Origin of the sequence: Shimia biformata, from assembly GCF_016888515.1 — a bacterium.
In the GTDB taxonomy this organism is placed as follows: Bacteria; Pseudomonadota; Alphaproteobacteria; order Rhodobacterales; family Rhodobacteraceae; genus Shimia_A; species Shimia_A biformata.
This window is the reverse complement of record NZ_JAFEJK010000005.1, coordinates 34,321-60,641: the sequence shown is the minus strand read 5'-3', so window position 1 is coordinate 60,641 and position 26,321 is coordinate 34,321. Positions and strand designations below refer to the sequence as shown.

24 protein-coding genes and 3 pseudogenes are annotated in these 26,321 nt (G+C 63.9%); 10 read left to right on the top strand and 17 right to left on the bottom strand.

Features of this window, described 5'->3' with window-relative positions; translation table 11 throughout:
- Nucleotides 1–66 precede the first annotated feature (66 nt).
- The 6 genes and pseudogenes from JQ863_RS19160 to JQ863_RS19135 form a co-directional block, all read right to left on the bottom strand.
- Nucleotides 67–1,029: a hypothetical protein gene (locus JQ863_RS19160; RefSeq protein ID WP_204115957.1), complete on the bottom strand. Its 963-nt coding sequence runs from the start codon at nucleotides 1,027–1,029 to the stop codon at nucleotides 67–69.
- Nucleotides 1,030–1,102: 73 nt separating this feature from the next.
- Nucleotides 1,103–1,673: pseudogene (locus JQ863_RS19155) on the bottom strand (IS5 family transposase); the annotation flags it as partial.
- 88 nt (nucleotides 1,674–1,761) lie between these two features.
- Complete coding sequence (locus tag JQ863_RS19150) at nucleotides 1,762–2,388, bottom strand: hypothetical protein (protein ID WP_204115956.1); 627 nt, start codon at nucleotides 2,386–2,388, stop codon at nucleotides 1,762–1,764.
- A 183-nt stretch (nucleotides 2,389–2,571) separates the two neighbouring features.
- Entirely contained in the window at nucleotides 2,572–5,226 is a 2,655-nt protein-coding gene (locus JQ863_RS19145) for a calcium-binding protein (RefSeq protein WP_204115955.1), read from the bottom strand.
- A 335-nt stretch (nucleotides 5,227–5,561) separates the two neighbouring features.
- Nucleotides 5,562–6,269, bottom strand: a complete 708-nt coding sequence (locus tag JQ863_RS19140; RefSeq protein ID WP_204115954.1) for a hypothetical protein — start codon at nucleotides 6,267–6,269, stop codon at nucleotides 5,562–5,564.
- 117 nt (nucleotides 6,270–6,386) lie between these two features.
- Nucleotides 6,387–6,533 (bottom strand): annotated as a pseudogene (locus tag JQ863_RS19135) (transposase); the annotation flags it as partial.
- A 204-nt stretch (nucleotides 6,534–6,737) separates the two neighbouring features.
- Here JQ863_RS19135 and JQ863_RS19640 point away from each other — a divergent pair.
- Nucleotides 6,738–6,959: pseudogene (locus tag JQ863_RS19640) on the top strand (helix-turn-helix domain-containing protein); the annotation flags it as partial.
- Here JQ863_RS19640 and JQ863_RS19125 read toward each other — a convergent pair.
- The 4 genes from JQ863_RS19125 to JQ863_RS19110 all read right to left on the bottom strand — a co-directional run bounded on the left by JQ863_RS19125 (nucleotide 6,950) and on the right by JQ863_RS19110 (nucleotide 12,292).
- Nucleotides 6,950–8,149, bottom strand: coding sequence for a type II secretion system F family protein (locus tag JQ863_RS19125; protein ID WP_338055556.1), 1,200 nt, complete (start codon nucleotides 8,147–8,149; stop codon nucleotides 6,950–6,952). The pseudogene JQ863_RS19640 and the gene JQ863_RS19125 sit on opposite strands and share 10 nt — an antisense overlap.
- 31 nt (nucleotides 8,150–8,180) lie before the next feature.
- The gene (locus JQ863_RS19120) at nucleotides 8,181–9,623 is read right to left on the bottom strand and encodes a GspE/PulE family protein (protein ID WP_338055555.1); all 1,443 of its coding nucleotides are present in this window, start codon (nucleotides 9,621–9,623) and stop codon (nucleotides 8,181–8,183) included.
- A 64-nt stretch (nucleotides 9,624–9,687) separates the two neighbouring features.
- On the bottom strand, nucleotides 9,688–11,685 hold the full coding sequence (locus JQ863_RS19115; RefSeq protein ID WP_204115952.1) for a secretin N-terminal domain-containing protein: 1,998 nt from the start codon (nucleotides 11,683–11,685) through the stop codon (nucleotides 9,688–9,690).
- Nucleotides 11,686–11,791: 106 nt separating this feature from the next.
- On the bottom strand, nucleotides 11,792–12,292 hold the full coding sequence (locus JQ863_RS19110) for a hypothetical protein (RefSeq protein ID WP_204115951.1): 501 nt from the start codon (nucleotides 12,290–12,292) through the stop codon (nucleotides 11,792–11,794).
- A gap of 90 nt (nucleotides 12,293–12,382) precedes the next feature.
- On the opposite strand from JQ863_RS19110, the gene JQ863_RS19105 reads away from it, so the two are divergent.
- A complete protein-coding gene (locus JQ863_RS19105; RefSeq protein WP_204115950.1) occupies nucleotides 12,383–12,898 on the top strand; it encodes an outer membrane protein assembly factor BamD in 516 nt (171 codons plus the stop codon).
- 36 nt (nucleotides 12,899–12,934) lie between these two features.
- On the opposite strand, the gene gspM is transcribed toward JQ863_RS19105, so the two are convergent.
- From gspM to gspG, 7 genes are read right to left on the bottom strand one after another with little or no spacing between them, the layout of a single operon-like run.
- Nucleotides 12,935–13,432: a type II secretion system protein GspM gene (gene gspM, locus JQ863_RS19100; RefSeq protein ID WP_204115949.1), complete on the bottom strand. Its 498-nt coding sequence runs from the start codon at nucleotides 13,430–13,432 to the stop codon at nucleotides 12,935–12,937.
- Nucleotides 13,429–14,640 (bottom strand): type II secretion system protein GspL, encoded by a 1,212-nt coding sequence (gene gspL / locus JQ863_RS19095; protein ID WP_204115948.1) that lies wholly within the window; start codon nucleotides 14,638–14,640, stop codon nucleotides 13,429–13,431. The genes gspM and gspL overlap by 4 nt, the downstream gene beginning before the upstream one ends.
- Nucleotides 14,641–14,700: 60 nt before the next feature.
- Nucleotides 14,701–15,687: a type II secretion system minor pseudopilin GspK gene (gspK, locus tag JQ863_RS19090; RefSeq protein ID WP_204115947.1), complete on the bottom strand. Its 987-nt coding sequence runs from the start codon at nucleotides 15,685–15,687 to the stop codon at nucleotides 14,701–14,703.
- An 8-nt stretch (nucleotides 15,688–15,695) separates the two neighbouring features.
- Nucleotides 15,696–16,361 (bottom strand): type II secretion system protein GspJ, encoded by a 666-nt coding sequence (locus JQ863_RS19085; protein ID WP_204115946.1) that lies wholly within the window; start codon nucleotides 16,359–16,361, stop codon nucleotides 15,696–15,698.
- Nucleotides 16,358–16,729, bottom strand: coding sequence for a type IV pilus modification PilV family protein (locus tag JQ863_RS19570; protein ID WP_204115945.1), 372 nt, complete (start codon nucleotides 16,727–16,729; stop codon nucleotides 16,358–16,360). The genes JQ863_RS19085 and JQ863_RS19570 overlap by 4 nt, the downstream gene beginning before the upstream one ends.
- Nucleotides 16,714–17,199 (bottom strand): prepilin-type N-terminal cleavage/methylation domain-containing protein, encoded by a 486-nt coding sequence (locus tag JQ863_RS19075; protein ID WP_204115944.1) that lies wholly within the window; start codon nucleotides 17,197–17,199, stop codon nucleotides 16,714–16,716. Before JQ863_RS19075 ends, JQ863_RS19570 begins: the two co-directional genes overlap by 16 nt.
- Complete coding sequence (gspG, locus tag JQ863_RS19070) at nucleotides 17,196–17,675, bottom strand: type II secretion system major pseudopilin GspG (protein WP_204115943.1); 480 nt, start codon at nucleotides 17,673–17,675, stop codon at nucleotides 17,196–17,198. The genes JQ863_RS19075 and gspG overlap by 4 nt, the downstream gene beginning before the upstream one ends.
- 153 nt (nucleotides 17,676–17,828) lie before the next feature.
- Here gspG and JQ863_RS19065 point away from each other — a divergent pair, with 153 nt between their 5' ends.
- The 8 genes from JQ863_RS19065 (at nucleotide 17,829) to JQ863_RS19030 (ending at nucleotide 26,227) form a co-directional block, all read left to right on the top strand.
- The gene (locus JQ863_RS19065) at nucleotides 17,829–18,590 is read left to right on the top strand and encodes a prepilin peptidase (protein WP_204115942.1); all 762 of its coding nucleotides are present in this window, start codon (nucleotides 17,829–17,831) and stop codon (nucleotides 18,588–18,590) included.
- 44 nt (nucleotides 18,591–18,634) lie between these two features.
- Complete coding sequence (locus tag JQ863_RS19060; RefSeq protein WP_204115941.1) at nucleotides 18,635–20,371, top strand: SEL1-like repeat protein; 1,737 nt, start codon at nucleotides 18,635–18,637, stop codon at nucleotides 20,369–20,371.
- The gene (locus JQ863_RS19055) at nucleotides 20,368–21,621 is read left to right on the top strand and encodes a tetratricopeptide repeat protein (protein WP_204115940.1); all 1,254 of its coding nucleotides are present in this window, start codon (nucleotides 20,368–20,370) and stop codon (nucleotides 21,619–21,621) included. Before JQ863_RS19060 ends, JQ863_RS19055 begins: the two co-directional genes overlap by 4 nt.
- Before the next feature lie 183 nt (nucleotides 21,622–21,804).
- Nucleotides 21,805–22,242 carry a hypothetical protein gene (locus JQ863_RS19050; RefSeq protein ID WP_204115939.1) on the top strand — a complete coding sequence of 146 codons (438 nt, stop codon included), beginning with the start codon at nucleotides 21,805–21,807 and terminating at the stop codon, nucleotides 22,240–22,242.
- Between the two features lie 54 nt (nucleotides 22,243–22,296).
- A complete protein-coding gene (locus JQ863_RS19045; RefSeq protein ID WP_204115938.1) occupies nucleotides 22,297–23,247 on the top strand; it encodes a hypothetical protein in 951 nt (316 codons plus the stop codon).
- A gap of 103 nt (nucleotides 23,248–23,350) precedes the next feature.
- On the top strand, nucleotides 23,351–24,292 hold the full coding sequence (locus JQ863_RS19040) for a sulfotransferase family protein (RefSeq protein ID WP_204115937.1): 942 nt from the start codon (nucleotides 23,351–23,353) through the stop codon (nucleotides 24,290–24,292).
- A 68-nt stretch (nucleotides 24,293–24,360) separates the two neighbouring features.
- Nucleotides 24,361–25,221, top strand: coding sequence for a sulfotransferase family protein (locus JQ863_RS19035; RefSeq protein WP_204115936.1), 861 nt, complete (start codon nucleotides 24,361–24,363; stop codon nucleotides 25,219–25,221).
- A gap of 1 nt (nucleotide 25,222) precedes the next feature.
- On the top strand, nucleotides 25,223–26,227 hold the full coding sequence (locus JQ863_RS19030) for a hypothetical protein (protein WP_204115935.1): 1,005 nt from the start codon (nucleotides 25,223–25,225) through the stop codon (nucleotides 26,225–26,227).
- Nucleotides 26,228–26,321 lie beyond the last annotated feature (94 nt).

Below are 26,321 nucleotides of genomic sequence, written 5' to 3'. Positions count from 1 at the left end.
CCCTGATGAACGCAAAAAGCCCGCCGACATTCGGCGGGCTATTCATTTGATTACGGCTGAGAATTCTCAGACCAGATTATAGAGGTGGTGTTGGCGCACTATTGGCTCACCATCCGAGAGGTCGACATCCATCAGATGGACTTTGTGGGGACCGATGAGCTGCGCGATCACCTGCCTGCTCGTGTGCCCGAAAAAGCGGGACTGCAAATACGCGTCATATTGGCCCATCTTTGCAAGGCTCACTGCACCACCCTGGCCGCACAGCTGAACCGCAACCGCGACGGATGTCTCAGTGTCGGCACCCACAAAACTCATCCCGATTTCGACCTGGCCAAAACTGGCGATATGTGTCCGTACCTGACTCTGTAAGTGATACATGTCGAGTTGCAGAAAGTCGCTCAGCACGTCGCCTGAGCGCAAAATGGCCTCCAGCAGCGCGGTGCCCTCCAGTCCGAATTCCCGGGCGGTACCAGGCGTCGGATCTTCCAGCCAGGACATCTCGATGTCGTCTGGTGCCTCGATCCAAAGCGGAGCGCTTTGCGCCATTACGTACTGTCCGCGACCTGCTGGTTCAATTGACCAGGCCTTTCCTTCGGTCGCAGTAGCCTGGATCCACGCCGGTAGCGGGGCACGGTGTCGATAGGCGTAAAGCACATCTCCAATATTCGAAGGCGGCGACACGCCGAGATTGTTCGCAGCCGCCACGAGATCTTCGCGCGTGAAGGACAGCGCGGTCTGATCGGGGTGATATAACGTTGAAAACAAGACCGAAATCAGTGCCTCGTATTTGGTGATCGCACCCGTTTCCAGATCGGCCTTGATTGCATCAACAGACTTGACCTGCGGTGCCTTGGGAAGGTCGTCAATAAACAGCTCTTCAACGCCGTCAATTTCGAAAATGCTGGATTGAACACCCTCAGGATTTTGGGGGCGGGAAGGGTCGGTGGGGCGCAGGTGCGAAACTTCGGCCGCATCAGATTGGCGGTCCAAGATCTCTTGCAGGAAGTCGGAGTCAGTGGTGTAGGTCATTTTTCTATCCATTTGTTGTTAATACAGAGCTTTGGCTCGAGAGCCTTGCTAACCGCGCGCGGTTAAACTCAGTTTAAAAAGAATGAAGATTGGGCTTGGACCGGATTGAGGCTAGGGTCAGGATCCATAACCAGTAGATGACGACGGCTGCGAGCGCGATGGCTGAGAGGAAGACCTTTGGGCAGCGGTCGTATCGGGTTGCCACGCGCCGCCAATCCTTGAGCCTGCAGAACATGATCTCGATCCGGTTCCGGCGTTTGTAGCGGCGCTTGTCGTATTTCACAGTTTTCTTGCGCTGCTTGCGGCCGTGGATACACGCGCGTAACCCTTGTCTTTCAACGCTTCTCTGAACCAGTCGGCGTCATAGCCGCGGTCCTCGAGGAGCCAATCGACATCCGGCAGGCTGCTCAGCAATGCCCGCGCGCCGATGTAGTCGCTGACTTGACCGGCAGTCACAAAGAGGTTCAGAGGACGCCCGCGGCTGTCGCAGATGGCGTGCAGCTTCGTGTTCATGCCGCCCTTGGTCCGACCGATCAGGCGTCCACGCCCCCCTTTTTTACGCCCATGCTGGTCGCTGTTCGGTGGGCCTTCAGGTAGGTCGCGTCGATCATAACTGTCTTCTGTTCGCCGTGCTCGGCAGCCAACCGGCAAATACATTTCCTACACCTCGGAAAACGCGAACAGCCTGAAAAGAGAAGCGATCCCGTGTTGTTCAGACCTCTGTTTGCTGCGTCAGCAACACTGTGGATCTCCACAGAAGGGCGGACTCCGATAATTCGTCGCGGGTGCGATGGGATCGTGCCTGGAAAGCGAGAGCAAACGTTCAGAACGGCTGAAAGGTTCAATGTGGAAAATTTCCGCATCCGGGCATTTGGTTTTTGCCGCACGAAGAACAAACCCTTTGAACGCGGATCTGAACAACGAGATGGTGGATGCATTTTGAAATTCCGACCAATCAATAACTTCCCGCATTGCGTCTGCTGAAACACGATATAGCCACCAATGCAGGTCAAGGTGGAGGGATGTCGGCAACAGTTCGGTAGCATGGTCCAATTCGAAGGCCATTTCGTCCAAAATTTCCTCTACAATCTCGACTTGGCTGGCACAGGTAGCCACGAGGGACTTCAAGGCAAATCCAAACAGGCAAAACACCGACACAAAGTATGGTGTTTCATATCTTCCTCGATGAATCGTGATGTCCGGAACCAATTCCCCTTGGCGTATCAAATCGCAAACTCTGTCGCGTGTCATGCCCAGCGCTTCAGCAATCTCGCTCACAAAGACAACTTGATCGCGGGGGTCTGTGACCATACTGGAATCCGCAAACAACTGTTCAATTTCCTTCAATCCGTTGGCCAAATCCGCGTCTGCCTCCAAAGGCTTGTCACGGAAACTAGACGGGTGTCATCACAGCTCGGAAGGGACCGGCGGCCCTAGCCGAGGGGATTACAAGTTTCAGTTTCAGTTTTGGTTTTCAGTTGATAAGTTTAGTGCTGCTCAACCCGTTCAGATTGGCAAAAATTGGTTACAAAACGATTAAATTTAGGCCAAAATTTCAAAATCCAGAGCACTCAAGCCCACGCTTTGTATTGACGCAAGCGATTCAACCGAAAGTTCTATGGATAACGTGTTGGTTACTCCGTCTTCAAAATCGCTGCTGAAGTCAATCTGAAGATTCTGCCCATGTAGTCTCAGGGTCAACGCGTCAAACAGCACGGTTGGTTGAGAATAGAAAATCAAACTATCTCCTTCAGAGATAGAAAAGTCTTCCAAGCGAGATTGGGAAGACGTGGATGTGAATTCAAAAACGTCAGCGCCCGATCCACCTACTAGAGTGTCGGCCCCTGCTCCTCCAAAAATAATGTCATCGCCAGCCTCCCCTTCCAATCTCTCACTGGAAGCCGACCCCCAAATCGTATCATTTCCATTGCCGCCAAGGACAGTTACGCCACCACTAACAAACATGTGGCTGGTCATGTCCACCAGGTCGTTTCCGCCACGCGCATCTATTATTTCTATATTCCGGAAACGTGCAGGACTCTCATTTCCCCAAGGGCTTAGTTCTGTATCGACGCCGTCCGGCATGTCCGCAAAGTCGTCTTGCAAAAAGTATGCATCGTTTTGATCACTCAAGACGAGTGTATCGATTCCGCTGCCACCATCAACTACATCGGAGTACCTGTTCATTCCGTCTATACTTACATAGCGCATTGTACCAACTTGACCGTTTCCGTTAACGTTCAGTCCGCTCCAACCAAGCTCAGCCACTTCACTTGTCCGAACAAAAATCAAATCACTCCCGTCGCCACCAAGCACATGATCAGATCCCTCGCCCGAATAGATTGTGTCATTTCCATCACCGCCAAGAAGGACATCGTTTCCATCATCCCCACGAAGCACATCGTTTCCGATTCCACCGTGAAGCTCGTCCTGGCCATGACTGCCTTCTAGACAATCATTCCCGGTTCCTCCGTACAGAATATCTTCGCCCCAGCCCCCCTTTAGAGTGTCGTCGCCTTCGCTACCACGCAAAGTGTCGTTGCCCTGCTTGCCTTCAATTGAGTCGTCTCCGCCGAGCCCATTGATCCAGTCGTTTCCTCCCATTCCGCGGATAACATCGTTCAAATTCGACCCGTGGAGTTGGTCGTCTTCGTTCGAAACAAGTTGAATATCAACCAACGCCAGTTCCCAAGCACCTAACTCAAAAGACAAATCACCGTTTGCCATATAGCCACCTGAGTTCGCCACAACAGCGTTCGCTGAATTCTCGTCATGTACTCCATTTTCAGAAGTAAGGCCGGATATCGTGACAAAATAGAAGTTGCTGACCCCTAAACCCTCCAAATTCAGAGTAATTTCATTCGAACCGGTATTGGCCTCACCGTCTCGATCACCAACAAAAATTGCCACACCATCATCATCTCCAAAGGCATGCACGGACAACTCGCCTTGCACCTCAAAATCTGCGATAGCGGACATTCCAACCGTCGCCCTCGACAACCAGGCGAATGCCACACCACCAAACGTCAACTCACCATCCACGCTATCAATCAATGTTCGACTTTCCGTATTCGGGTTGGCGAAAGTCATTGGCCAAAAGTTTGCACCGTCAATTCCGTTTGAAACCAACTCAAAAAAGACCTCGACCGTCATGTGAGCATATTGAAGCCCGTTGGCGTTCCCAAGATTGTCAGCCCCATCGGTATGGCGAGGATTCCTCGGAGACCATTCGGTCACAAAGTAGTCGAGATTGGTTCTGCCAATTCTGCTGCAAAAATGGTCGAAAATCGATGCCAGCGCAAAATCACGCTGGCCATCCACGCCATCAAATCCGCCATCAAAGTAAACATGTTCAACCACACCGTCGATAACGTTTGAAGCTGGTGGGTTGGCCAGAATCGCATCAGCAATTGAGCGTGTCTGGGTTATCGTGTTGCCGTTTGGCGGCATTGTCGCAACAATCCAATCAGAAGGAGGAACTCCATCAAAAGACGAGGCTTGGTGTATGATGAAGTCTCCTGATCCATCCGGTTCCAAAAATACTTCGCGAGCCTCAACAGGACTGAACGTTCCTGTTCTCGCGACAACCTGAACGATGATTTCAACCCCAGGATACTCATGGTCCAGAAAGTTCGCTATCTCTGCCGCCACAAAGCCATACTCAGCAGCTGACATTTCCCCTCCTAACCAGAATTCGTTTCCGATCTCGAAGCGCGTAACTTCAATTCCGTTCGCCTCGGCCTCTTCAAGTGCCTGGTCAACGAAATCCCGCAACAGGTCGAAGTACTGGGGATCCAACTCGTTTCGGCCTCCGTAATTGCCCTCAGCAAGCGCCTGACCAGCTGATTTCAAAAATGCTATTCGAGTAGGGATAACTAGTTGAACATCGGCATTTACTTGACCGGCAGTTGCAAAGAAATCCGCAAGAGGAGTTAGCGTTCGCGCCTCGCCGTTCCACTCCATTGATTCGGCGGACCAGTTCCCGGTTAGGAACGATGCCTCTGCGAACTCCCCTTCAGTCACTCCGCCTCCCGGAAATCGAAAAGTACTTACACCAAGAGCTTCCAAAACCTCATTTAGGTTATCATCTTCGGAAAACTCATAGTCGTATGTTGTGACGAAATTCGCGCCAAACATTTCGATACCAATTTGTTCTGTAGAATAATTATTGTTATCTACAATGGTATAGCTAGGCATGCCGAAGTCCTCACCCCAAATGATGGCGTGATAATTCGCGCTCAAATCATCCAATATTGGAGGAAAATGAGGCTAAACGCTGAATATTATGAAGTTTTTTTTGAAAATCTTGCCATCTCAAAACTTGTGAGAAAATTTTGTGCGCAGCTTTTAGATTATGTATATAGTTCAAGTTTTCCCTGAATTTGTGCTAATTCAGCAATTCTTAGATGGGAGGTTGCGCACAGCACCCCAAAATATATAGCTAGTACTACATCTTGAAATAGGGGCGAAAATATTTTTGGAAATATGCACAAATATCATCCAATTCGCGCAGCTTGAATTTGATGAAATTTCTAAACTCTGACAATGTCGATATTGCTTTCGATCTCCGGAATTCCCAGGCGGAAGTCATAGATAAACTGCACTTCGCCATTAGCATCCATTTCTGTTCCGAATGATCCCGTTTCAATTCGAGAAATTAGCCTAATGCTCCCAAAATCTTCCTCTCGGTCTGGCATATCAGTAGTATTGTAGAGGGAAGCTCCTTGTTCGGACCACTTGTAGCCCTCTGGCCACTCATCTCCCTCTGCAGCAAAGTACAAGTTGAAGCCGGTGTGGGTATTTTCCGCGTCGCCGATCGCGTCGTCTTGCACTTCGATGTAATTGGCCGGAACAATTATCAGAGAACCTTCGGTTCCCTCAGGAAACTCAAAACTGACCTGGTCTTCCTCTCCTGCCGTCACACGTTCCACGTCAGATTCGACAACCCAATCCGACAATGGCCCTGGAAGGTTTTCAATCTTTTCGTCCGAAATGGTGACTTCAACAACGCTTCCAACTTCAATTTGCTGATCGGCATCTAGTTGAACCCCGGGCTCTGAGGGAAAAAGGACATCAAGTATGCTTGGCTCTATTTCGGTCGGGCTTGGATTGCCTGCATCATGATCTTCCTCGTCTTCCGGGTTATTCGATTCGTCTGAATCTTGTTCGGAGAATCCATCAAAAGCTAACGAACCAGCAAAAGCCGCGCCGCCCAACAGTAACAAAATGCCAAAGAACATGACTCCCTCCACAGTGGGAACCATACTCACAAAGGTGGCCGTTTTTCATCGGCTATTTGCGAAATTGGTTACTATTGTGAAAACTCGACTTGTAAGTTTGCAAGTCTGCCTTTGTAGCTTCGAGAACTTCGCCAGCCAAGTGTACAGAGATTTGGTGCTGATCCCGAGCCGCTCCGCCACCTCCTTGACCGAATAACCCCGCTCCGTGACCTGCGCCACTGCGTCAATCTTAAACTCATCCGAGTAGCGAATTTGCCCTGACATCTGCATCGTCCTTTGCTTCCAAAATTGCCAAGCAAAGCGTCTACAAATCTAGGGGCACCCCAAACAAACTGCCAGCACGACCTTTCACAAACTTCTTTTAACATAATACAAATTATGTGCAGAAAAATTTGTGGCCGGAGCGCGCTACCCTGAAGTGCGACTCCTATTGGAAAACAATGAGTTATCTAATGAGGAGATTGTGCCATGGGAGCTGTTTACACGCAACTGAGCATTGAGGAACGTCGCAGATTTGAACGCTGGCGACATGCAATGGTCCCTGTTCGCGAGATAGCGCGTGTGCCAAAGTGCTCGAAAGCCACGATCCACCGTGAGATCAAACGGAACTATTTCAGCGATGAGTGCATGCCCAAGTGTGACGGCTTCTATGGTGCCGCGGCCCATCTGATGGCCCCCGGTCAGCCCGCCACCACCGCCTGCAGGTCGAAGATCGGCAGAAGCACCGCCAACACGATCAGCAGCACGAACCCCCCGACCACCATCATCAGCATCGGTTCCAGGAGCGCGGCGATGCGCTTGCGTTCCAGCGACAGGCTGTTTTCCACCATGTCCGCCGCCCGCGCGGTCATCGGCGCCAGCCGGACCGAGGTCTCGCCCGCGCCGATCAGCTGGCGCGCCACCGGCGGGATGATCGACATGTGGTTCAGCGCGTCGGTCAGGCTTTCCCCCTGGCCAAGCGCAGTCACCACCGCGTCCCCCTCGGTGCGCAGGCGCGGCACGGTCAGCACCTCGGCGGCGCTCTGAGCGGCGGTGATCACCGCGTGGCGGCTGCCCAGGACCAGCGCCAGGGTGCGCATGTATTGCACCGCCGCACCCAGCGACATCAGCCGCCCGACAAGGGGCAGGCGCAACAATGCCTGATCGCTCGCCCGCCGCCACGGGGGGACGCGCGCGGCCAGGACCATCAGCAGAACCAGCACCACAAAGAACCCCGACAACAGAACCGCGTGGTTGCGGATCCAGTCGCTGGCCGCCATCACCACGCGGGTCAGCTCTGGCAGGGGCCGTCCGGTCAGTTCGAACATTGCCACGATCTCGGGCGCGACCGTGGTCATCAGGATACCCGCAACCAGGAACGACACCGCCGCGACAAAGGCGGGATAGACCAGCGCCGCGCCGATCTGGGCGCGGTCGGAACCGATGGTTTCAAGATGGTCGGCCAGTTCGGAAAACACCGCCGCCAGGTCGCCAGCATCCTCGCCGGCCCTGAGCGCGGCGATGTAATAGGGTGGGAAACCGGCGCCGCTGCCCTCAAGCGCCGCCGACAAGGGCGCCCCGTCCAGAAGCGCCGCCCGCGCCCGCGCCGCCACGGTTTCCAGCGCATTGTCGCCGCCCAGCCGCACCGCCTCGAGCGCATCATCTGCGGGCAGTTCCGCGCCCAGAAGCACCGCGAGCTGCCGGGTCATCACCATTTGCAGGTCGCGGTTCAGCGCCCCGCGCCGCCAGCGCGCCGGGCGGGGCGGTTTCTCGTCCAGTTCCGACACGAACAGCCCGCGCGCCGCAAGCTCTGCCGTGGCCGCGGCCTCGGTCTCGGCCACCACCGCGCCGCGCCGCATCCGGCCGCTGTCGGTATAGGCGGTATAGCGATAGGCTTTCACGCGGCGCGCTCCTGACCGGTTGCGGGACGCATCATACCATGTCCCCCACCACACGCTGCACCTCGGCCAGGCTGGTGCGACCCCGCGCGACCTGCATCAACCCCTGCCCGGTCAGCGTCTCGGTGGCGGCCAGCGCGATGTCCTTCATCTCGGCCTCGCTTGCGCCGCGGTCGATGGCGACGCGCAGCCGTTCGCCGACCTCGACCATCTCGAAGATGCCGACCCGCCCGGCATAGCCGACCCCGTCGCAGCGGGGGCAGCCCGCATCCTGACCGGCATCATGGAGTTCCGGCGGCACCGCCAGACGGTGGCGCTGAAACAGCGCCGCCTCATCCGCATCCGGCGCCCGCGCGGTCCGGCAGTCGGGGCAGAGCCGCCGCAAAAGCCGCTGCGCGATCACCCCGCGCAGGGTGGCGGCGATCAGGTAATCCTCGACCCCGAGGTCGCGCAGCCGCACCACCGCGCCAACCGAGCCGTTGGCGTGCAGCGAGGAAAACACCAGGTGCCCGGTCATCGCCGCCTGCCCCGCGACGCTGGCGGTCTCGCCGTCGCGGATCTCGCCGACCAGGATCACGTCCGGGTCCTGGCGCAGCGTGGCGCGCAGGCCGGCGGCGAAGGTCATGCCGATCTCGGGGTTGACCTGGGACTGGCCGATGCCGGGCAGGTCATATTCGATCGGGTCCTCGACGGTGACGATATTGCGCTCGGAACGGTTGGCGAGCTGCAACAGGGAATAAAGCGTGGTGGTCTTGCCCGACCCGGTTGGCCCGGTGGCCAGGATAATGCCGTTGGGCAGGGCCGAGAGCCGGTTCAGAAGCGCCTCCTGTTCTGTCGACAGGCCAAGGTCGGCCAGCGGCATCAGCCCCGACGACCGGTCAAGGATCCGCAACACCACCCGTTCGCCATATTGCCCCGGCAGGGACGAAACCCGCGTGTCGATCACCCGCCCGCCATGTTTCAGCGGGATACGCCCGTCCTGCGGCAGCCGGGTCTCGGCAATGTCGAGCCCGGCCATCACCTTCAGCCGCGACACCACCCGGCGCACCGGCACATCGGACCGGTCCATGACCTGGCGCAGGAAGCCGTCGACCCGCATCCGCACCCGCAGCCCGCCTTCGTGTGGTTCGACATGCAGATCCGAGGCGCCGGCCTGCACCGCGCGGCGCAGCAGCTGGTTCACAAGCTGGATCACCGGCGCGTCCTCGGCATCCTCCAGAAGGTCGCGCGGCCCCTGTCGGCCGGTCTGTTCGAGATCGAACAGCAGCCCGTCGCCCCCTGCGTCCCCGTCCTCTTCCTGATAAAGCCGCGCCAGCAGGGTCTCGAACCCCTCCTGGCTTTCGCGGACCACCGCAATCTCGCCGGTTTTGTCCCCCGAGAGCGCCACGGCCCGGCGCTGCGCCTCGCGCAGGCCCAGCATGGTGGCGCCGGGACCAAGGATCAGGCGCGGTGGCAGATACCCGCTGTCCAGCGCCACCTGCTGATCGCGGGCAAAGGCAAAGGGCAGACGCGCGCTCCCCGGCCCGCCCGGGTCCGCGGCCTCAGCGGAACTGGAGCCGCGTCGGGAGGGGGGGGAAGTTTCGGCTTTGGGCGACATCATCTATGAATCCGGCATCGAACGGTTGGTTCAGGTCCGCCCCGTCATAGGGCAGAGAGCCCATGCTGGCCCGGGGATAGCCTCCTTCATCCAGCGGCCGAATGGAAGCACTTGTCGCCTGCGCCTTCTGGGTCATGGTCTGGGTGATGCGGGCGGCCTCGGCATCGCTGTTGACCACCTGCGGGCGCAACAGCACCAGCAGCACGCGCTGCTGCTTGGTGGTGTTCTTGCCGCGGAACAGCCCGCCCACCAGCGGCACCCGCGACAGGCCCGGCACCCGCTGGTTGACCGCGCCGGACCCGTTTTCCAGCAGACCGCCCAGCATGATGACATTGCCGTCGCGCACCAGCGCGGTGGTCTTCAGCGCCCGCCGCGCAGTGATCTCGCCACCCGAGGACGAGGTGTTGTTGGTCAGGTTCGACACTTCCTGCTTGATCACCAGCCGCACGGTGCGGTCGGCATTGATCTGCGGCGTCACGTTCAGCGTCAGCCCGACATCCTGGCGTTCGATGGTCTGAAACGGGTTCTCGGGATTGCTGCTGTTGCCGGTCGAGGTATAGCTGCCGGTCACGAAAGGCACGTTCTGGGCGACGACGATCTCGGCTTCCTGGTTGTTCAGGGTCAGGATCGACGGGGTCGACAGCAGCCGCGAGGAATTGACCGAGGCAATGGCCGTGATCAGCCCGACGATACCGTTGCCGTCGCTGTAGCGGCCGCCGCCGATGACCCCGGCGGGACCAAGATCGGGCGTGACGCCGTTGGCGACCGCCGAGACCAGGTTGATCAGGCTGGTACGTCCGGGCAGGGTGAACTGCACGCCGCCGACCAGCGCGTCGTTCAGCACCGCGGCGAACTGGGTCGAGAGATCGGAAAACCCTTCGACCGTCATCTCGAAGATCACCGCCTCGACCAGCACCTGGGTCGGGCGGCGGTCCAGGTAGGCGACGATCTGGCGGATGTCATTGATACGGTCCTGCGGCGCCGACACCAGAAGCGAATTGGTCTGCGGCTCGGGGATGATGCGGATTTCGCCCTGGGCCTCGGAGCCAGTGCCGAGACTGCGCAGGACCACGTCGGCAATGGCGGTGGCATCGGCATAGTTCAGCCCGATCGCGTGGCTGACCATATTGTTGTTCTGGCGGTCCAGCCGGGTCGCCAGAACCCGCACCTGTTCGCGCAGCGCGTCCGATCCCGTCACCAGAAGCGCGTTCGAGCGCCTGTCCACCGTCACCGCCGACCCTTCGGGGATGATGTCCATCGACTGCACCACCTGCAGCACGTCGGCGGCATTGGCATTGCGCAGCCGGATCATCTCGATCGGTTCGCTGCGCGGCTTGTCCAGCCGCTCGATCAGCGACACGATACGGGCGTGGTTCTGGCCGCGGTCCGACAGGATCAGCAGTTTCGACCCGGGCACCGGAGTCAGCACCGCCTCGGAGGGCAGAAGCGGGCGCACCACCTCAATGACCTCGCTCATCGGCACGTGGCGCACCGGGATGACGCGGGTGGCATAGCCCGCCGGGGCACCCGCCCCGCCCGTCGCCAGTTCGCGGGCCACGTTCATCGGTACGATCCGCGCCGCGCTGCCGCCCTCGATCAGGGTCAGCCGGTTCAGTTCCAGGACCGACAGGAAGACCTCGTAAAGCTCATCGGCGCTCATGTCGCCGGGCGCCAGCACCGTCACCGTGCCGCGCACACCGGGATCCAGCACGAAGCGTTTGCCGGTCGCCTCCGAGACGATCTCGACGAAGCTGCGCAAATCGGCGTCGCGCAGGTTCAATTCGACCTGCGCCAGCGCCGCACGCGGCATCACCGCCCCATATCCAATCGCCAGCACCAGGACGCAGAAAGCGGCCCTCAGCCTTGACATTGCATTCATGATCATGCCTGCCCATCTTGCCCGCCCCGCCCCGTTTTCGGGGTCATCGGCCGGCCTGCTCATTGTTGTTTGGGCCAAGTCTAGCCCATCCGCCATCAAAGATCACGTCCAGAGTTGCCGCGCGGCACGATATGCAGCAGCGCCGCCACGGTCCGCGTCCGAGGCGATGCTATTCCTCAAACGCCAGAAGCTCGGGGTCGCCCCGGCCGCGGTCCAGCCAGACCCCGTCATTGTCGATGCGCACGACGCGCATGTCCTCGCCCAGCCGATCGCCCTCGCGCAGGATCACCGCGCCGGTGGGATGCGAGACCATGGCCCAGACAGAGCCACCTGTTCCATCACCGGACCCGTCTCCGGTGCGGATCATGCCGGTGACCGTGTAACCCAGGCTGTCCAGCGGCGGCAGCGGGGGCTGGGGCGGTTGCGGTTCGGGGGCGGGGGGTGGCGGCGCGGGCGGCTGCGGTTCGGGTTTCTGGTAGCGGCCGAACAGCGGCGGCCAGGACGGGGGCGGGGATGGCGGCTCAGGGGGCTGCGCCTCACCGGTGCCCGGCGCCAGCGCCAGCGGCGGCAGATCGGGCGGCGGCGTGGTCATGCCCTGCCACAGCCGCACCCCGGACAGGGCGGCGCCGACAAGCAACACAATTGTCAAAATCCAGGCGACCAGGCGCATCAAACCCTCTTTTCATGGACGGACAAGGCCGACCTGTGATATCTTCACCCCAAGCTACAAAACAAAAAACCGCTTAAAAAGAGCAGAGTTATGAAGGCAGGTCTCATTCTACGCGCCGCGTTTGCGGGCGCTTTTCTGACATTTCTGGCCTCGTGTGAATCCGGCGGCGTCACTTCGGGTGACGGGTTCCGCAAGCAATACACCGTGGCCCGCACCGCCCTGGAAGAGGGGCGCTATGACGTCGCCATCCGCCATTACCAGCGCATGATCCCCAATGCGGGACGCGCCGCGCCGCGGCTGCAACTGGAATATGCCCATGCCCAGCTGCGCGCGGGCGATTATGCCGGGGCGCGGGTCAGTGCCGGCACACTGGCACAGGAACAAAGCGGCGATGCCCGGCTTGCGGCACTGGCCGTGGCGGGTACGGCGGCGCATGAACTGGGCCTCGCCGCGCGACAATCCGGCGATCCCGCCAGCGCCAAGGCGCTTCTGACCGAGGCACAATCGGCCATGGCAGAGGTGGTGAATTCCAACCCCGACCTCGACCCGCTGGGCGCGCTGTCGGGGCGGCTGGCCTCGATCAAGGTACAGCTGGCGGCGCTTTAGGGCCAGGACCCCCCAAGATGCCACCCAGGACCCCGGTCAGGACCCCTGCGGTTCCAGCCGGAACAGCGCTTCGACCAACCCTTCGGTATCGCTGGCCTCGATGCGGAAATCGATGATCTCGTAGCCCCAGCGCGGGTCTGCTTCCGACAGCCAGCGCATCAGCGCGGTGAACTCGACCGCGGCAAAGCGCAGTTCGATCCCGCCATCCGCCCCGGCGCCCAGATCGGCCACCGCGTCACGCAGACCGGCGGCGACCAGGCTTTCCTCGACCCCGCCAAGGCCAATCGGCGGCATTTTCGGGTGCGACGCGGTTGCCGGGGCACGGGTGGCGTGGTCAGCGGCGCGCCCGGCCACCCATTGCCGCAGCGCCAGCGCCTCGGAGCGCGCGGTTTCGGCTGCGGCGTGGCGGGCGGCAAGCGGCTCGATCCAGGCCAGCGCCAGCGCCAGGGGCAGTACCACCAGCACCAGCGCCGCCAGCAGCAGCCGTTCACGCGGGGCCAGCCGCAGCAGCATCTCGATCAGCCGCGAGGTCATCTCGTGGCCTCCATTCCTGTGATCGCAAAGACCGCCCGCACCCCGTCGCCGCTGGCGCGGGCATGGGCGGCTTCGCGGGTCACGGTCATCCCCGCCGCCGTCAGCGCCGCCTCAAGCCGCGCAGCGGCCGAGAAATCCGTCAGCCCCACGGTCAGTTCCAGCCCGTCGCCCCGGGCATAGGTCAGCGCGGCCGAGGTCGCCCCCGATGCCGCCACCACATCCGCCAGCACCGCCGTCACCGCCAGCGGGCGCAGCGCCGCCGCCTCTGTGTCGGCCGCCGGGCCCGCCATGGCGCGGGCCACCTGTGCGCGCACGTCGAGGATCGGGCCGGTGGGCAGGAAATGCTGGCGCACCAGCGCCTCGGTCTCGGCCCTGAGCGCGGCGGTCTGGTCTTCGATGACGCCGATCTCGTGCAGTTCGGCGGCCGACCACAAGGCCACAGCCGCGATCCCGGCCAGAACCGTCCAGCGCCAGGGCAGCACCCGGCGGCGCAGCCGGTTGCGGGCGGCCTGCGGGTCGCGGCGCAGGTCGGCGCCGGCCTCGCCATGGCCCAGCACCACCGGCGGCTCCAGCTCCAGCGCGCGCGCGCCGCCGGCATCGCGGATCACCGCCAGCCCGCGCGCCGCAATCAGCGCGTCGATCGCGGGCAACTCGGCCCCCAGCCGCAGCACTGCCTTCGGGCTGGCGTCGCCGGGCTCGAGCGCGGCTTCCAGCATCGCCAGCGCCACCTCGGGCGCGGCGCTGAACCCGTCTTCCAGGCCAAGCCGCACCAGCACGCGCGTCCCCGAGCCATAGATGGTCCACAGATCCGGCGCCGTGGGCAGGGCCAGGTAATCCGGCAGCACCGCCCGTGCGCCCGGCCCCGCCGCCGCGCGCCATGTGGCGATGTCGCCGGTCTCGGCCACCAGCGCCCGCTGCCACTGGTCGGGATGGCCCGTTCCGGGACAGGGAAGCAGTTCCAGACCGGCGCCGCCCGTGCCCAGCCGGTCGCGCAGCTGCCGCCGGGCCACGTCTTCGCGCGCCTGTCCGCGCAGGCGGGGTGGCAGGTCGAAGGTCATCATCGGCACCAGCGCGCCGTCCACCAGCGCCACCTGTCCGGGGCGCGGAACCACGCCGGATCCGTCGCCCGCGTCCAGCCGGACAAACCGCCCATCCTCCGTGCGGTCTCCTGTGCCGTCCTGTGCCTCTGCCTGTTCCAGCCTGGCCACGCCAGCCCTCCTGTCACTATCCTGCCGGAACGCTAAAGCGTTTCGGGGCCGATTGAAATCTCATTGCGCGCCCACCGCGTGGCTGATCCGCCATGCCACCGTGATCCGCCCCGGCGCGGGTGGGCGGTGCAGCACCAGATGGCGCGCGACCCGGCGATGATCGAGCTGCGCCGCCGCCTCGAGCCGGAACCACTCGGACCCCGCCGCCAGCCGCGCCCGGGTGATCAGGGGCGCGCCGGGATCGGCCTCCCCCGTCCCGCCTGTCTCCTCTTCGCCCTCCCGGTCGGCGCCGGGCAGACCGGCGGCATCGGCAAAGGCCTCACCCGAGGGGAAGGGCGCGGTCCGGCGGGACTGCATCAGCTGGTCGATCCGCGCCGCGCCAAGGCCGGGCAGAAAGGCGGCCAGCACCTCGGGCGGGGCGGTGTTGACGTTAAGCAGGCTGTCACCGGGCAGCGCCGTGGCGACCCGGCGCAGCCGTTCCAGGTCGCGCGGCGTGATCCCCGGCACCTCGGCCAGCTGGTCGAGCATCAGGATCGCGCCGCCGACCGGGTCCGAGGGCGGCGTCCGCGCGGCATAGGCGGCACGCGCGCCGGGGCCGCCCAATGCATGCGGCCCGCCCGGTTGCAGGAAGGCGCGGATCGCGGTGACCCGCGCCGGGGCCAGCCCGATGCGCCGCGCCAGATTGTCAAAGGCCAGCTGCATGTCGGTGTCCTCAGGGTCGGCCAGCCAGTTGACGTTGAACAGCCCCTGAAGGTCGGTGATCGTGCCCGCCACCCGGCCCCGGTCCAGCGCGACGTTGAAATCCGCCCCGGCCCAGGCCTCGCCCAGGTGATCGAGCGACCCCGCCGCCCGGTCGCGGTCCAGAAGCGTGACCGCCAGCGCCTCGGCGCCGCCAAGATACTGCGCCACCTGCGCCGCCCCCTGCCCCGCCTCAAGCCGCGCCCGCCCGGTTTCCGCCCGCATCAGCAGCACCGCCGCCACCGCTGCCATCGCCGCCACCAGGACCAGCGCGTTGACCAGGACAAAGCCGCGGTCCTCCGGGGTCACGGCCGCCCTCATTGCAGCCCCTCCACCAGCCGGATCTCGCCATGGCTGCGGGTGGTGATCACCACCGCCACGGCGCGCGGCAGCCGGTCGGAATAGACCTCAGGGGCGGGGCCGATCGTGTCGCTGTCGCCGGCCACCGGCGCCGGGGCCGACAACGCCGGACCCGAGACACCGGGCATCCAGCCGAACTGGTCCCAGAAGCTTTCGACCCGGAGTGCGGTGACATCGTCAAGGAACACCCGTTCCGGGGAAAGCGCCGTGGCGCTGGCCGGGGTCAGCAGCGGCCAGACCCGGCGCGACAGGGTGGCCCCGGCGCGGTCAAAGCGCCATTCCACCCGGTGCATCCGCAGATCGCCCGACAGCCCGGCCTGCCCGCCCACCGACAGGGCCAGCACCGCGCCGCCCGCGTCCTGCTCCAGGCGCAGCGCCGAGCGCGGCTGCCCCCCGCCCGGCGGGAAGAACAGCATCGGCACCGCCGCCGACAGGTCATTGCGGAGCAGGTCGGCAGAAAGGCCCAGCCGGGCGGTGTCCTCGTCCATGCCCGACAGCCGCTCGCCCAGCCGGATCGAACCCTGAAGCCCCTGCAGCCCCATCACCGCGATCAGCGCGAACAGCGCCATCACCACGACAAGCTCGATCAGCGTCAGGCCGCGATCATCGGCGCCCCCCCTCATGGCGCCACCCCCGGCAGCCATGTGACCAGCACCGCGCCCGGTCCGGCGGCGGTGCGGGCGGTGATCGTGACCTCGCTGAGGCCGGCGGCGGTGGTGGCATATTGGGCAAGAAGGGTGACGGGCATGCCGCCGATCTCGACCGTCCCCGGCAGCGCAATCCCCGGCAGACGCAGTTCGGCGGCGCGGTTTTCCGCCGCGATCCGCGCCAGAAGCCGGGGTTTCGCCTGCCCGATCGCCAGCCGCGACTGGTCCGCCGCCGCCAGCGCCGCCAGCGTGCCGATGGCCAGCACCAGCACTGCCACCGCCAGCTCCAGAAGGGTCAGGCCCCGATCCGTTCCCGCCCCGCGCGGTTTCAGCCACCCACGCATGTCAATCCGCTCCAGCCGTCACTTTCACAACGCCCGTCCGCCCCGGCCGTCCCGCCCGCGTCGGCAAAAGAGACCGAAAAGACACTGGCCTCGCCGGTGGGCAAGAGGATGACCTCGGGCGCGTCGGAGAGGCCCGGGGACCGCACCGCCGACAGGCTGACCCGGCCGCGCCAGCGCGTGCCCCGGCCCAATTCAAGCCAGCCCTCGGCGGTCAGCACCGCCTGCCCCATGCCCCTGTCGGTGACAAAAATCCCGCGCGTCTCGCGGCCCTGCACCGCCAGCGCCTGCGCAGTTCCGAAAGCCCGGGCAAACCGCGCCTGATCGCTGCTGCCGGGCCCATGCCTGCCAAGGCCAAGAACCAGCCCCACCGCCAAGACCGACAGGACCGCGGTCACGATCAGCGCCTCGATCAGGGTAAAGCCCGCCTCGGGTCCCGCTTGCGGGACAGACGTGGCCGGGGGCGGGTTCACTCTGCGGCCCAGGACCCGATATCGGCATCGGTCCCGGTCCCGCCCGCCGCGCCATCGGCGCCATAGGAAAAGACGTCGAACTCACCATGCACACCCGGCGACAGGTATTGATAGGGCGTGCCCCAGGGATCGACCGGCAGCCGGTCGATATACCCGCCCGCCGCCCAGTTCGGCGGCACCGGCGCGCTGCTGGGCCGTGTGACCAGCGCCGCCAGCCCCTGTTCGGTGGTGGGATAGCGGAAATTGTCCAGCTTATAGAGCTTCACCGCGCTGGAGATCGCCGCGATATCCGACTGCGCCCGCGCCGCGCGCGCCTGGTCGGGGCGGTCGATCACCCGCGGCACCACCACCAGCGCCAGGATCGACAGGATCACCACCACCACCATCAGCTCAAGAAGCGAGAACCCCGCGTCGCGCCGATTGTCGGTCCGGTTCTCGTTCTGGTTCTCATCCTCGATCTGCGTTACGTCGGTCATGGGTTTCCCGGTCCGGTTCATTGCCTTTGAAAGCGACTAGAACATGGCACGCGCATCGTGGCCAAGGTCAAATCGACGGAAATCCGGGGCCAGATGGCGCGGCGCGGCAAATCGGCCTTTCGCCGACGCGTCCAAACCCGCTAGGCAGGGCATATGGAGTTCCTGACCCTCGCCTCTGTCCTGATCCTGCTCTGCGGCCCCGTGGCGGGCTCGTTCATCGGGCTTCTGGCCGACCGGCTGCCGCGCGGCGAACCGGTGGGGATGACGCGCTCGGCCTGCCGCGACTGCGGCGCGCGGCTGGGGCTGCGCGACCTGGTGCCGATCCTGTCCTTCATCGCCCTGCGCGGGCGCTGCCGGCATTGCGGCGCCACCCTGCCCGGCTGGTTGCTGCTGACCGAGATCGCCGCCACCGGGCTGGCGCTCTGGGCGGTGCTGGCGGGGATGTCAGCGGGGATGCCCCCGGCCCTTGTCGGGCTGGTCGCGCTGGTGCTGTGGCTGCTTCTGGCGCTGGCGCTGACCGATCTGCTCTGGCTGCGCCTGCCCGACCTTCTGACCGGGGCGCTTCTTGTGCTAGCACTGGTACTGGCCATCGCGGGCCATGGCCCGCCGGTGCTGATGGCGCTTCTGGGCGCGGGGATCGGCGGGGGCAGTTTCTGGCTGATCCGCGTCACCTATCGGACCTTGCGCGGGCGCGAGGGGCTGGGGCTGGGCGACGTCAAGCTGATGGCGGGGATCGGTGCGCTTCTGGGGCCTTTCGCGATCCCACTGGTGGTGCTGGTGGCGGCGGCCAGCCTGCTGGCCGTGGCCGGGCTGCGCCACCTGACCGGCACGGCACGGCTGAGCGCCACCGCTCCCCTGCCCTTCGGCGCGGCGCTGGCGGGCGCGGCGGGGCTGGTCTTCGTGCTGACGCTCTGAGACGGCACCCAATTCAGTTTGACCCGCGCCGCATTCCCTGCATCATGGGCCCGTCGCCCGAACAGATTTTCCAAGAGACCGAGATCATTGTGAAACCTGCCCTTTTTCTGCCGCTGCTGATTGCCCTGTTGCCCGGTTTGACCAGTCTGGCCGCCCTGCCCGCCGGGGCGCAATCGACCCCGCCCGCCGAGACCGGAGAGGCGACGAATCCGGCCCCCGATCAAACCTCTGACGAGACCCCGGACCAAACCGCCGATCCCCGCCCCGAGATGGCGGCGATCGAACAGGCATGGCAGCGCGGCGATTACGTCTTCGTGCGACAGGGGCTGAAACGTCATGCCGAGGAAACCGGCACCGCGCTGGCGCAGTTCCGCTATGGCCAGGTGCTGTTGCAGGGCCGCGGCGGGCCGCGCGACATCGACGCCGCCATCGACTGGCTGCAAAAGGCGGTGGCACAGAACCATGTCGGGGCGATGACCCTTCTGGCGCGGGTCTATCTATCGTCCGGCTTCGAGGACCAGGACCAGGTGCCCGAGGCCACCCGCGACCCCGAGGCGGCGGCGAAACTCTTGCTGCGCGCCGCCCCGCTTGGCGGTGCCGAGGCGCAGTATTACCTGGCCCAGCTCTATCGCTCCGGAACCGGGGTCGAGCAGGATCTGGCGACCTCGTTCACTTGGATGCTGGCAGCGGCACGGCAGGATCATGTCGCGGCGCAATATGAACTCAGCCGGATCTACTCGCGCGGACTGGGCACCGGTCAGGATGCGGGTCAGGCGATCCACTGGCTGACGCAGGCGGCCGAGAACGGCCATCTGCGGGCGCAGTATTTCCTGGCCCAGGCGCTGGAACTGGGCAATGGCACCGAGAAGAACATGAGCCAGGCAATCGGCTGGTACCGGCGCGCGGCCGAAGGCGGCCTACCGATCGCGCAGCGCATGCTGGGCACGCATTACCTGGCCGGGAACGGCGTGGAGCAGAACACCGACGAGGGGCTGCGCTGGCTTGTCGCCGCGGCCCGGGCGGGCGATCCCGGCGCAATGTCGAACCTGGGCCGGGCCTATGCCGCCGGCGAAGGCGTGGCGCGGGATGATGCAGAGGCCGCCCGGTGGTATCGCCGCGCGGCGGAATACGGGCTGGGCCGGGCGATGATCGCGCTTGGCGCGCTCCACGAGACCGGGCGCGGCGTGCCGCAGGACACCGATCAGGCGATCGCGCTTTACCGAAAGGCGCTTGAGACCGCCGATGCCGGGCGCGCCATGGTCCGGCTGGGCCAGCTGGCCGCCGATGGCACGCTGGACGGGCGGGTGGCACCGCAGGTCGCCATTCCCTGGGCGCTGGCGGCGGCCGAAACCAGCGATGCGGCGGCGCTGGACTGGCTTGAAACCCAGGCCGGGGCCGGGTCGCGCGCGGCGCAGGCGGGGCTGGCCGCGCTCTATCTCGACGGTGACGACGACGCCCGGGCCGCCAAGGGCGCGGCATTGCTGCAGGCCGCGGCACAGGGCGGCGATGCCGCGGCGCAGCTGCGGCTGGGGCAGATGCACATGACCGGGACCCACGTGGCGCTGGACTATGTCGCGGCACATAAATGGTTCAACATCGCTGCCACGCTGGGCCAGGACGCCGCCCGCGACCTGCGCGAGACTGCCAGCGCCCTGATGACGCCCGAGCAGATCGCCGAGGCCCAGTCCGCCGCCCGGCGCTGGTTCGCCGAAGAGGAACCTCAGCCGCCCGAAACCCGGCAACAGCAGCGCGAGACCCCGGCACCGGAGCGCTCGCAATGAGGTCGCGTCTGCTTCCGACCCTGTTTCTGGCGCTAGTCCTGCTACCGGGTTTCGGCGCGGCGCAGGAAACAGGCCAGAATACGGGCCAACATCAGGGCCGCCCCGCCGATCCCGCCGCGCTGACCGACCGGGCCGAGGCCGGCGACGTGGCGGCGATGACCGCGCTGGCCTTCCTCTATCACGGCGGCCAGGAAGTGCTTCAGGATTTCACCGCCGCCGCGACCTGGGCCACCCGCGCAGGCGAAGCCGGCGATCCCCGCGCCCAGAACCTTCTGGGGCAGTATTACCATACCGGGCTGGGCGTGCCCCGCGACAGCGACCAGGCGCTGCGCTGGCTTGGCATGGCTGCGGAAAGCGGCGACCCGCAGTTCCTGTTCGACTACGGCGCTGCGCTGGAACAGTCCGCCGACCGCACCGCCGAGGCCGCCACGGTCTATGCCCGCGCAGCCGAGGCGGGCCACGTCGATGCCGCCGTCAGCCTTGGCGTGCTTTATCAGGAGGGGCGCGGCGTCGAGACCGACTACGCCCGCGCCCTTGCGCTTTATGAAGGCGCCGCCGCGCGCGGCCATGCCCGGGCGCTGAACAACCTTGGCCTGCTCTACGTGCGCGGCCATGGCGTGGCGCAGGATTACCAGAAGGCCGCATCGCTGTTTGCCGCCGCCGCCGAACAGGGGCTGGACCAGGCGCTGACCAACCTGGGGGTGATGTATGAAAACGGCTTTGGCGTCGAACTGGACGAGGCGCGCGCCGCCGCGCTCTACCGTGAGGCGAAGCGCGGGGCCGAGGGGCCGGGGCTGCGCTATGATCCGCGTCTGATGCCCCCACCCGAGGACCCGGCCCTGCAACAGGCCCTGCTGCGCGCGGCCGAGGCCGGTGACCCGGTGGCGGCGTTCCAGTCCGGCTGGCTGCTGACCGGGACCCCTGGCGCCTCGACGGTCGACCTGTCGCGCGCCGCGCGGCTGTTCCACGCCGCCGCCCGCGCCGGGCATGGGCCATCGATGATCAACCTGGCCCTGCTCTATTTCGACGGGCGCGGGGTGCCGCAGGACTATGTGCTGGGGCAGATGTGGCTGATCCTGGCCAGCGCCGCGCAGATGCCCGACGCGCTGACCCTGAGCCGCCACTTCCACGCCCGTATGACGCCGGGCCAGATCACCGAAGCTCAGGAGAGGGCCCAAGAGAGGGCACTGGTCGGAGGGGCGCCGCAGGAGCAGCCGGGAACGCCTCGCCCGCGCGCCGGTGACCGGTGACCGTCGCCCTTATCCCCGTAGAGAACCACCCTTTTATTAAGATTTGTTAAGATTCTCTTAGGATTCAGCTCACCCTGTGTGTTACGCTGGGGCATCATTGCAGCGAACAGGGGCCAGCGGCCCTGATTTTGGTATTGAAAAGGCCGCCCGGCGGCCTGTCAGGTTATTAGGGAGACGACCATCGTGACCGGCACCACGCGCCTTGTCCGACAGTTCCGCAACTTCGCCCTGGGGGGCGTCCTGACCATCCTCGCCACCGGTGCGGCCCTTGCCAGCGAGCCGGTGGAACAGCACAATTCCAACGCCTTCTGGTTCGAGAACTGGCGCGGGCTCAGCAATGCCACGCTGACCGTCGCCGCGCCGGATGGCCGCCTGACCGAGATCTTCGCCGCCACCGGCACCCCGGTCTTCCATCTGTCGGGATCCAAGGTGCTGGACGGGGTCTATCGCTATGAACTCAGCGCCGCCACCGACGAACAGGCCGAGATCATCAACCCGATCAACAACGGCCGCGGCGAGAACCAGCGCGATACCCGCGCCAAACCGTTTTTTACTGCGGGGCATTTCACCGTGTCCCGAGGGGTGATCATCACCCCCGAAGACATCAAGGAAGACAATTAATCTGGTGAATCCTGGCCGGACGCCCGGCCGACATGTTCAACAAGGAGAAGAAAAATGGCACTTTCTGCGACCCGCCTGCTTCTTGCCAGCGCCGGCCTCACCGCTCTGGGCCTCGGCACGGCACAGGCAGACCAGGTGATCCTGGACGACCTGATCGTCGATGGCTCGGCCTGTATCGGTCTTGACTGCGTGAACGGCGAAAGCTTCGGCTTCGACACGATCCGCCTGAAGGAAAACAACTTGCGCATCAAGGCTCAGGATACCTCGGCCTCAGCCTCGTTCCCGACCAATGACTGGCAGATCACCTTCAACGAAAGCTCGAACGGCGGCGCCAACAAGTTCTCGATCGACGATATCGACGGCGGGCGCACCCCCTTCACCATCGAGGCCAGCGCCCCTAGCCATTCGCTTTACGTCGACGATGGCGGCCGCATCGGTCTGGGCACCTCAACCCCGGTGGTCGAAGTGCATGTCAAGGACGGAGACACCCCGACCCTGCGCCTGGAGCAGGACGGCTCGTCCGGCTTCACCGCCCAAACCTGGGACGTGGCGGGCAACGAAACCAACTTCTTCGTGCGCGACGCCACCAATGGCAGCCAGCTGCCGCTGCGGATCCGCCCCTCGGCCCCGTCAAACTCGATCTTCGTCGATACCGACGGGGATGTCGGCCTGGGCACCTCCAGCCCCGCCGCACCGCTTCATGTCGTGGATACCGCCAACGCCGGGCCGGAAGTCATGCTGCATCTCGAGAACAACGGGAACCCGCAGATCATCCTGGACAACACGGCCGTTTCGCGGGAATGGGAAATTGGCGCCGGGCTGAACCTCGTCTTCGAAGAGCTGCTTTCGGGCGGCGGCGCGAATGCCATGACCCTGTCCCCCTCTGGCGATATGACACTGGCGGGCAGCCTGACAGTCGGCGGTACCTGTATGCAGGTCGACACCATGGCCTGTACCTTCAGCACCGGCAGCGGCGTCTCGTGTTCGATCGGGTCCTGCCCGTAAACCCGACGCCTCGGTTCGAGATACATGACAACGGTCCCTTGCTGGGGCCGTTGTTTTCTGGCTTTGACACTGCCACCCACAGCAGACGCGACCCACCTTTTCAATGCAGACCACCAACACCGTTGCCCGTCGATCCCCCACCCCCGACCTGCATCTGACGGTCATCGTCGGCTGCCAGCGCAGCGGAACCACCCTGACCGGTCAGATTCTCGGGGCGCATCCAAACGCATTGCTCCTGGACGAGCAGGAAGGGCTTTACACCTGGTTTGACGGGCTTCTGTCCGGCGAGACCACCCTGCACGGGGCGTCTTTCCACAGATTCCTGGGCGGAGCCCTAGCGAAATATGCCGACCCCGACGACCGGTTTGTCCCCGCCCCGGATGGCGGCGCGGCACTGGCGCCCGAGATCACCCACCTGGTTCTGAAGGCCCCCAATCTGCTTTACCGGTTCCGCGATCTTGCCGCGCTGGATGTCCCCGTCCGCATCATATACCCGGTGCGCGATGCCCGCCCCGTAGTGGCGTCCATGGCCCGGCTTGGTGAAATCCCGATGGTGGAAAACCAGGCCGCGCTGCTGCGCGCCAACCCCGAGTTCGTGGCGCGCTGGGAAACCGAGATCCGCATGCTCGAAGACACGGCTGTGCCCCTGCATGTTCGCCGGGCGATCGTCTGGCGCATCAAATCGACCCAGCAGGCATGGTTCCGGGATGCCGGGCTTCGGGTCTTTTCCTTCCGCTACGAAGACCTGACCACCACGCCCGATGCCCTGTGCCGCCGCGTTATCGCACAGAGCGGTCTGCCCTGGGATCCGGCGGTCCTGTCCCACCAGGGCGTTTTTGTCGGCGTCGGACCGGGTCGGACGCTTCGGACCCGCCCGATAGATCAATCATCGCTGACGAAATGGACCCGCGATCTGACCCCGGACCAGGAGCGGGATATCCTGCAAATCACCGGGTCCGACATGGAAACCCTCGGCTATGATATCACCCCACAGGTCCCGGCCAGCGACCCCACCCCAGTGCCGGGGCCATCTTCCACCTGTTGATCTTACACATGACGGTCCTGCGGCGCCATTCTGTGCCCGCCGAATTCCAGCATTTTGAGGCCCCCTGAATGAACACGATGCCCTCTCAAGACACCGGTGCGGAAAACCACCGGGCCCAAGACCTTCTGGCGCATCCGACGGTGCTTGTCGGGCGTGGCGGTAGCGGAACCCGCCTGCTCAGCCAGATTGCCATGGATGCCGGGATATTCCTCGGGACGGATATCAATCCGACAAATGACTCGATGGAATGGCGGGATGTGATCTATGACGCCGCCATTGCCAAGATCGAGGCCAGGATCGCTCCCAACCAGTTGCATCTTCCCGACACGGCGGCACAGTTTCTTACCCACGCGCAGGCCATCCTGAAACGTGCCGAGGACCGGTCGTTTTCGCACTGGGGCTGGAAACTGCCCGAAACGATCTTTGTTCTTCCCGAGGTTCTGCAGGCCTTTCCCGGGACGAAGGTGGTGCATATGGTCCGCCATCCCGTGACCTGCTGCCTGCGCAAGCAGCATGTGACGTCGGATCCGCATCACCGTGTCGGAAAGGCGGTGCTGGGGACAGGCTATCCAGCCCTGGACGTTGACCCCGACCAGGAGATCCTGGAGCGGCAGATCATGCACAACACGGTATCGTGGCTTTACCAGGTGGCGGCCATCGAGCGGCTTGGCCAGACCCTTGGGGCCGAGAACCGGTATTGCGTCGTGCGCTACGAGGATATCTTTGACGATTGGGACCGGTTTTCCGGGACCCTGTCCGACTTCCTCGGTATCCCGATCCACGACATAAGGCGGCCGGACCTCAATGACAGCCGCCGACAGGCTTTCAATCTCCCCGACCCCAGGGTGCAACATGTCTGGGGCCTATGCCGGGACGTGGCGCAAAGATTCGGCTATGACGTGGATGAAACCGGGACACCGCGGTCCTGACATGAAATCCCATCCGCCGCAAAACCCGCCCCAAAACCAGCAAGACCCGGATCGGCTGATTGTTCAGTCCACGCGCCTCTTTCCCAAGGGGCAGGGTGCGGATGCCTATCGCATCGAGGGCATTGCGGCCAGGTGCGACTGGGTTTTCCTCAGCGACTGGATCCAGCCGCAAACCCACCTGGTCCGCAACACCGGGACCGACACGCCGCGCCACATTTTCCTGTCCCTGCGCGCGCCCCAGATCGCGCTGCGCAGGTTCGCCGAGGATATCCTGCCCCGCCTGTCACAGGATTTCATTCTGGTGTCCGGCTCAGAGGACGCCACCCTGCCACAGCAGATTGACCATCGCTGGCCGCGCGGCGACGGCCAGTTCGCCGACGACGTCCGCGCCATCCTGGACAGCCCGTATCTGCGGCACTGGTTTGTCGAGAATCTGGACACCGACGGGATCGCCCGCATGTCGCCGCTGCCCATTGGCCTGGTATTCCCCGAGGGCTATCCCGAAACCGGGATTGCCGTTCCGCCGACGACACCGCTTGGCCAAAGACCTTTGCGGGTCCTGTGTGCCCATCACCATCGCGAGGGGCCACAGTGGGAACCGCGCAGGCACGTGAGCGGGTTGGCAAAACACGCCTGGTCGGACTGGTGCACGGTGCTGGACGCTCCGATCCCCCTGCCGGACTATCTGCGCCTGATTGACGGCCACGCTTTTGTTCTCTGCGTCGAGGGCGGCGGGCTGGACCCGGCGCCAAAGGCTTGGCACGCCCTGCTGCATGGAGCGATCCCGATCATGCGCCGCAACCCGACCAGCGACGGCTACGCTGATCTGCCCGTTGTCCATGTGCCCGACTGGACAGAGGACAGCCTGAGCCTGGAAAAACTGCAGCTCTGGCAGGCGCAATATGCCCCCCGCCAGGATGACCCCGACAAGCGGCGCGCCCTGCTGGAACAGCTGGGCCTGGATTACTGGTGGGAGAAAATTCGCCAGAAGGCACCGATACGGTAAGCCCCCGGTACGACCCGCCCCCGGGCGGCGTTTTCCCTACCCAGCACGCCGCAGTTGCGCTAGGATTCTGGAAAATCCCTTTATTTGCTGGCGG

Coding starts and splice junctions, on each gene's coding strand:
- JQ863_RS19160 (WP_204115957.1), bottom strand. CDS start 1,029: ATGACCTACACCACTGACTCCGACTTCCTGCAAGAGATCTTGGACCGC.
- JQ863_RS19145 (WP_204115955.1), bottom strand. CDS start 5,226: ATGCCTAGCTATACCATTGTAGATAACAATAATTATTCTACAGAACAA.
- JQ863_RS19140 (WP_204115954.1), bottom strand. CDS start 6,269: ATGTTCTTTGGCATTTTGTTACTGTTGGGCGGCGCGGCTTTTGCTGGT.
- JQ863_RS19115 (WP_204115952.1), bottom strand. CDS start 11,685: ATGAGCAGGCCGGCCGATGACCCCGAAAACGGGGCGGGGCGGGCAAGA.
- JQ863_RS19110 (WP_204115951.1), bottom strand. CDS start 12,292: ATGCGCCTGGTCGCCTGGATTTTGACAATTGTGTTGCTTGTCGGCGCC.
- JQ863_RS19105 (WP_204115950.1), top strand. CDS start 12,383: ATGAAGGCAGGTCTCATTCTACGCGCCGCGTTTGCGGGCGCTTTTCTG.
- gspM (WP_204115949.1), bottom strand. CDS start 13,432: ATGACCTCGCGGCTGATCGAGATGCTGCTGCGGCTGGCCCCGCGTGAA.
- JQ863_RS19085 (WP_204115946.1), bottom strand. CDS start 16,361: ATGAGGGGGGGCGCCGATGATCGCGGCCTGACGCTGATCGAGCTTGTC.
- JQ863_RS19570 (WP_204115945.1), bottom strand. CDS start 16,729: ATGCGTGGGTGGCTGAAACCGCGCGGGGCGGGAACGGATCGGGGCCTG.
- gspG (WP_204115943.1), bottom strand. CDS start 17,675: ATGACCGACGTAACGCAGATCGAGGATGAGAACCAGAACGAGAACCGG.
- JQ863_RS19065 (WP_204115942.1), top strand. CDS start 17,829: ATGGAGTTCCTGACCCTCGCCTCTGTCCTGATCCTGCTCTGCGGCCCC.
- JQ863_RS19060 (WP_204115941.1), top strand. CDS start 18,635: ATGGGCCCGTCGCCCGAACAGATTTTCCAAGAGACCGAGATCATTGTG.
- JQ863_RS19055 (WP_204115940.1), top strand. CDS start 20,368: ATGAGGTCGCGTCTGCTTCCGACCCTGTTTCTGGCGCTAGTCCTGCTA.
- JQ863_RS19045 (WP_204115938.1), top strand. CDS start 22,297: ATGGCACTTTCTGCGACCCGCCTGCTTCTTGCCAGCGCCGGCCTCACC.
- JQ863_RS19040 (WP_204115937.1), top strand. CDS start 23,351: ATGCAGACCACCAACACCGTTGCCCGTCGATCCCCCACCCCCGACCTG.
- JQ863_RS19035 (WP_204115936.1), top strand. CDS start 24,361: ATGAACACGATGCCCTCTCAAGACACCGGTGCGGAAAACCACCGGGCC.
- JQ863_RS19030 (WP_204115935.1), top strand. CDS start 25,223: ATGAAATCCCATCCGCCGCAAAACCCGCCCCAAAACCAGCAAGACCCG.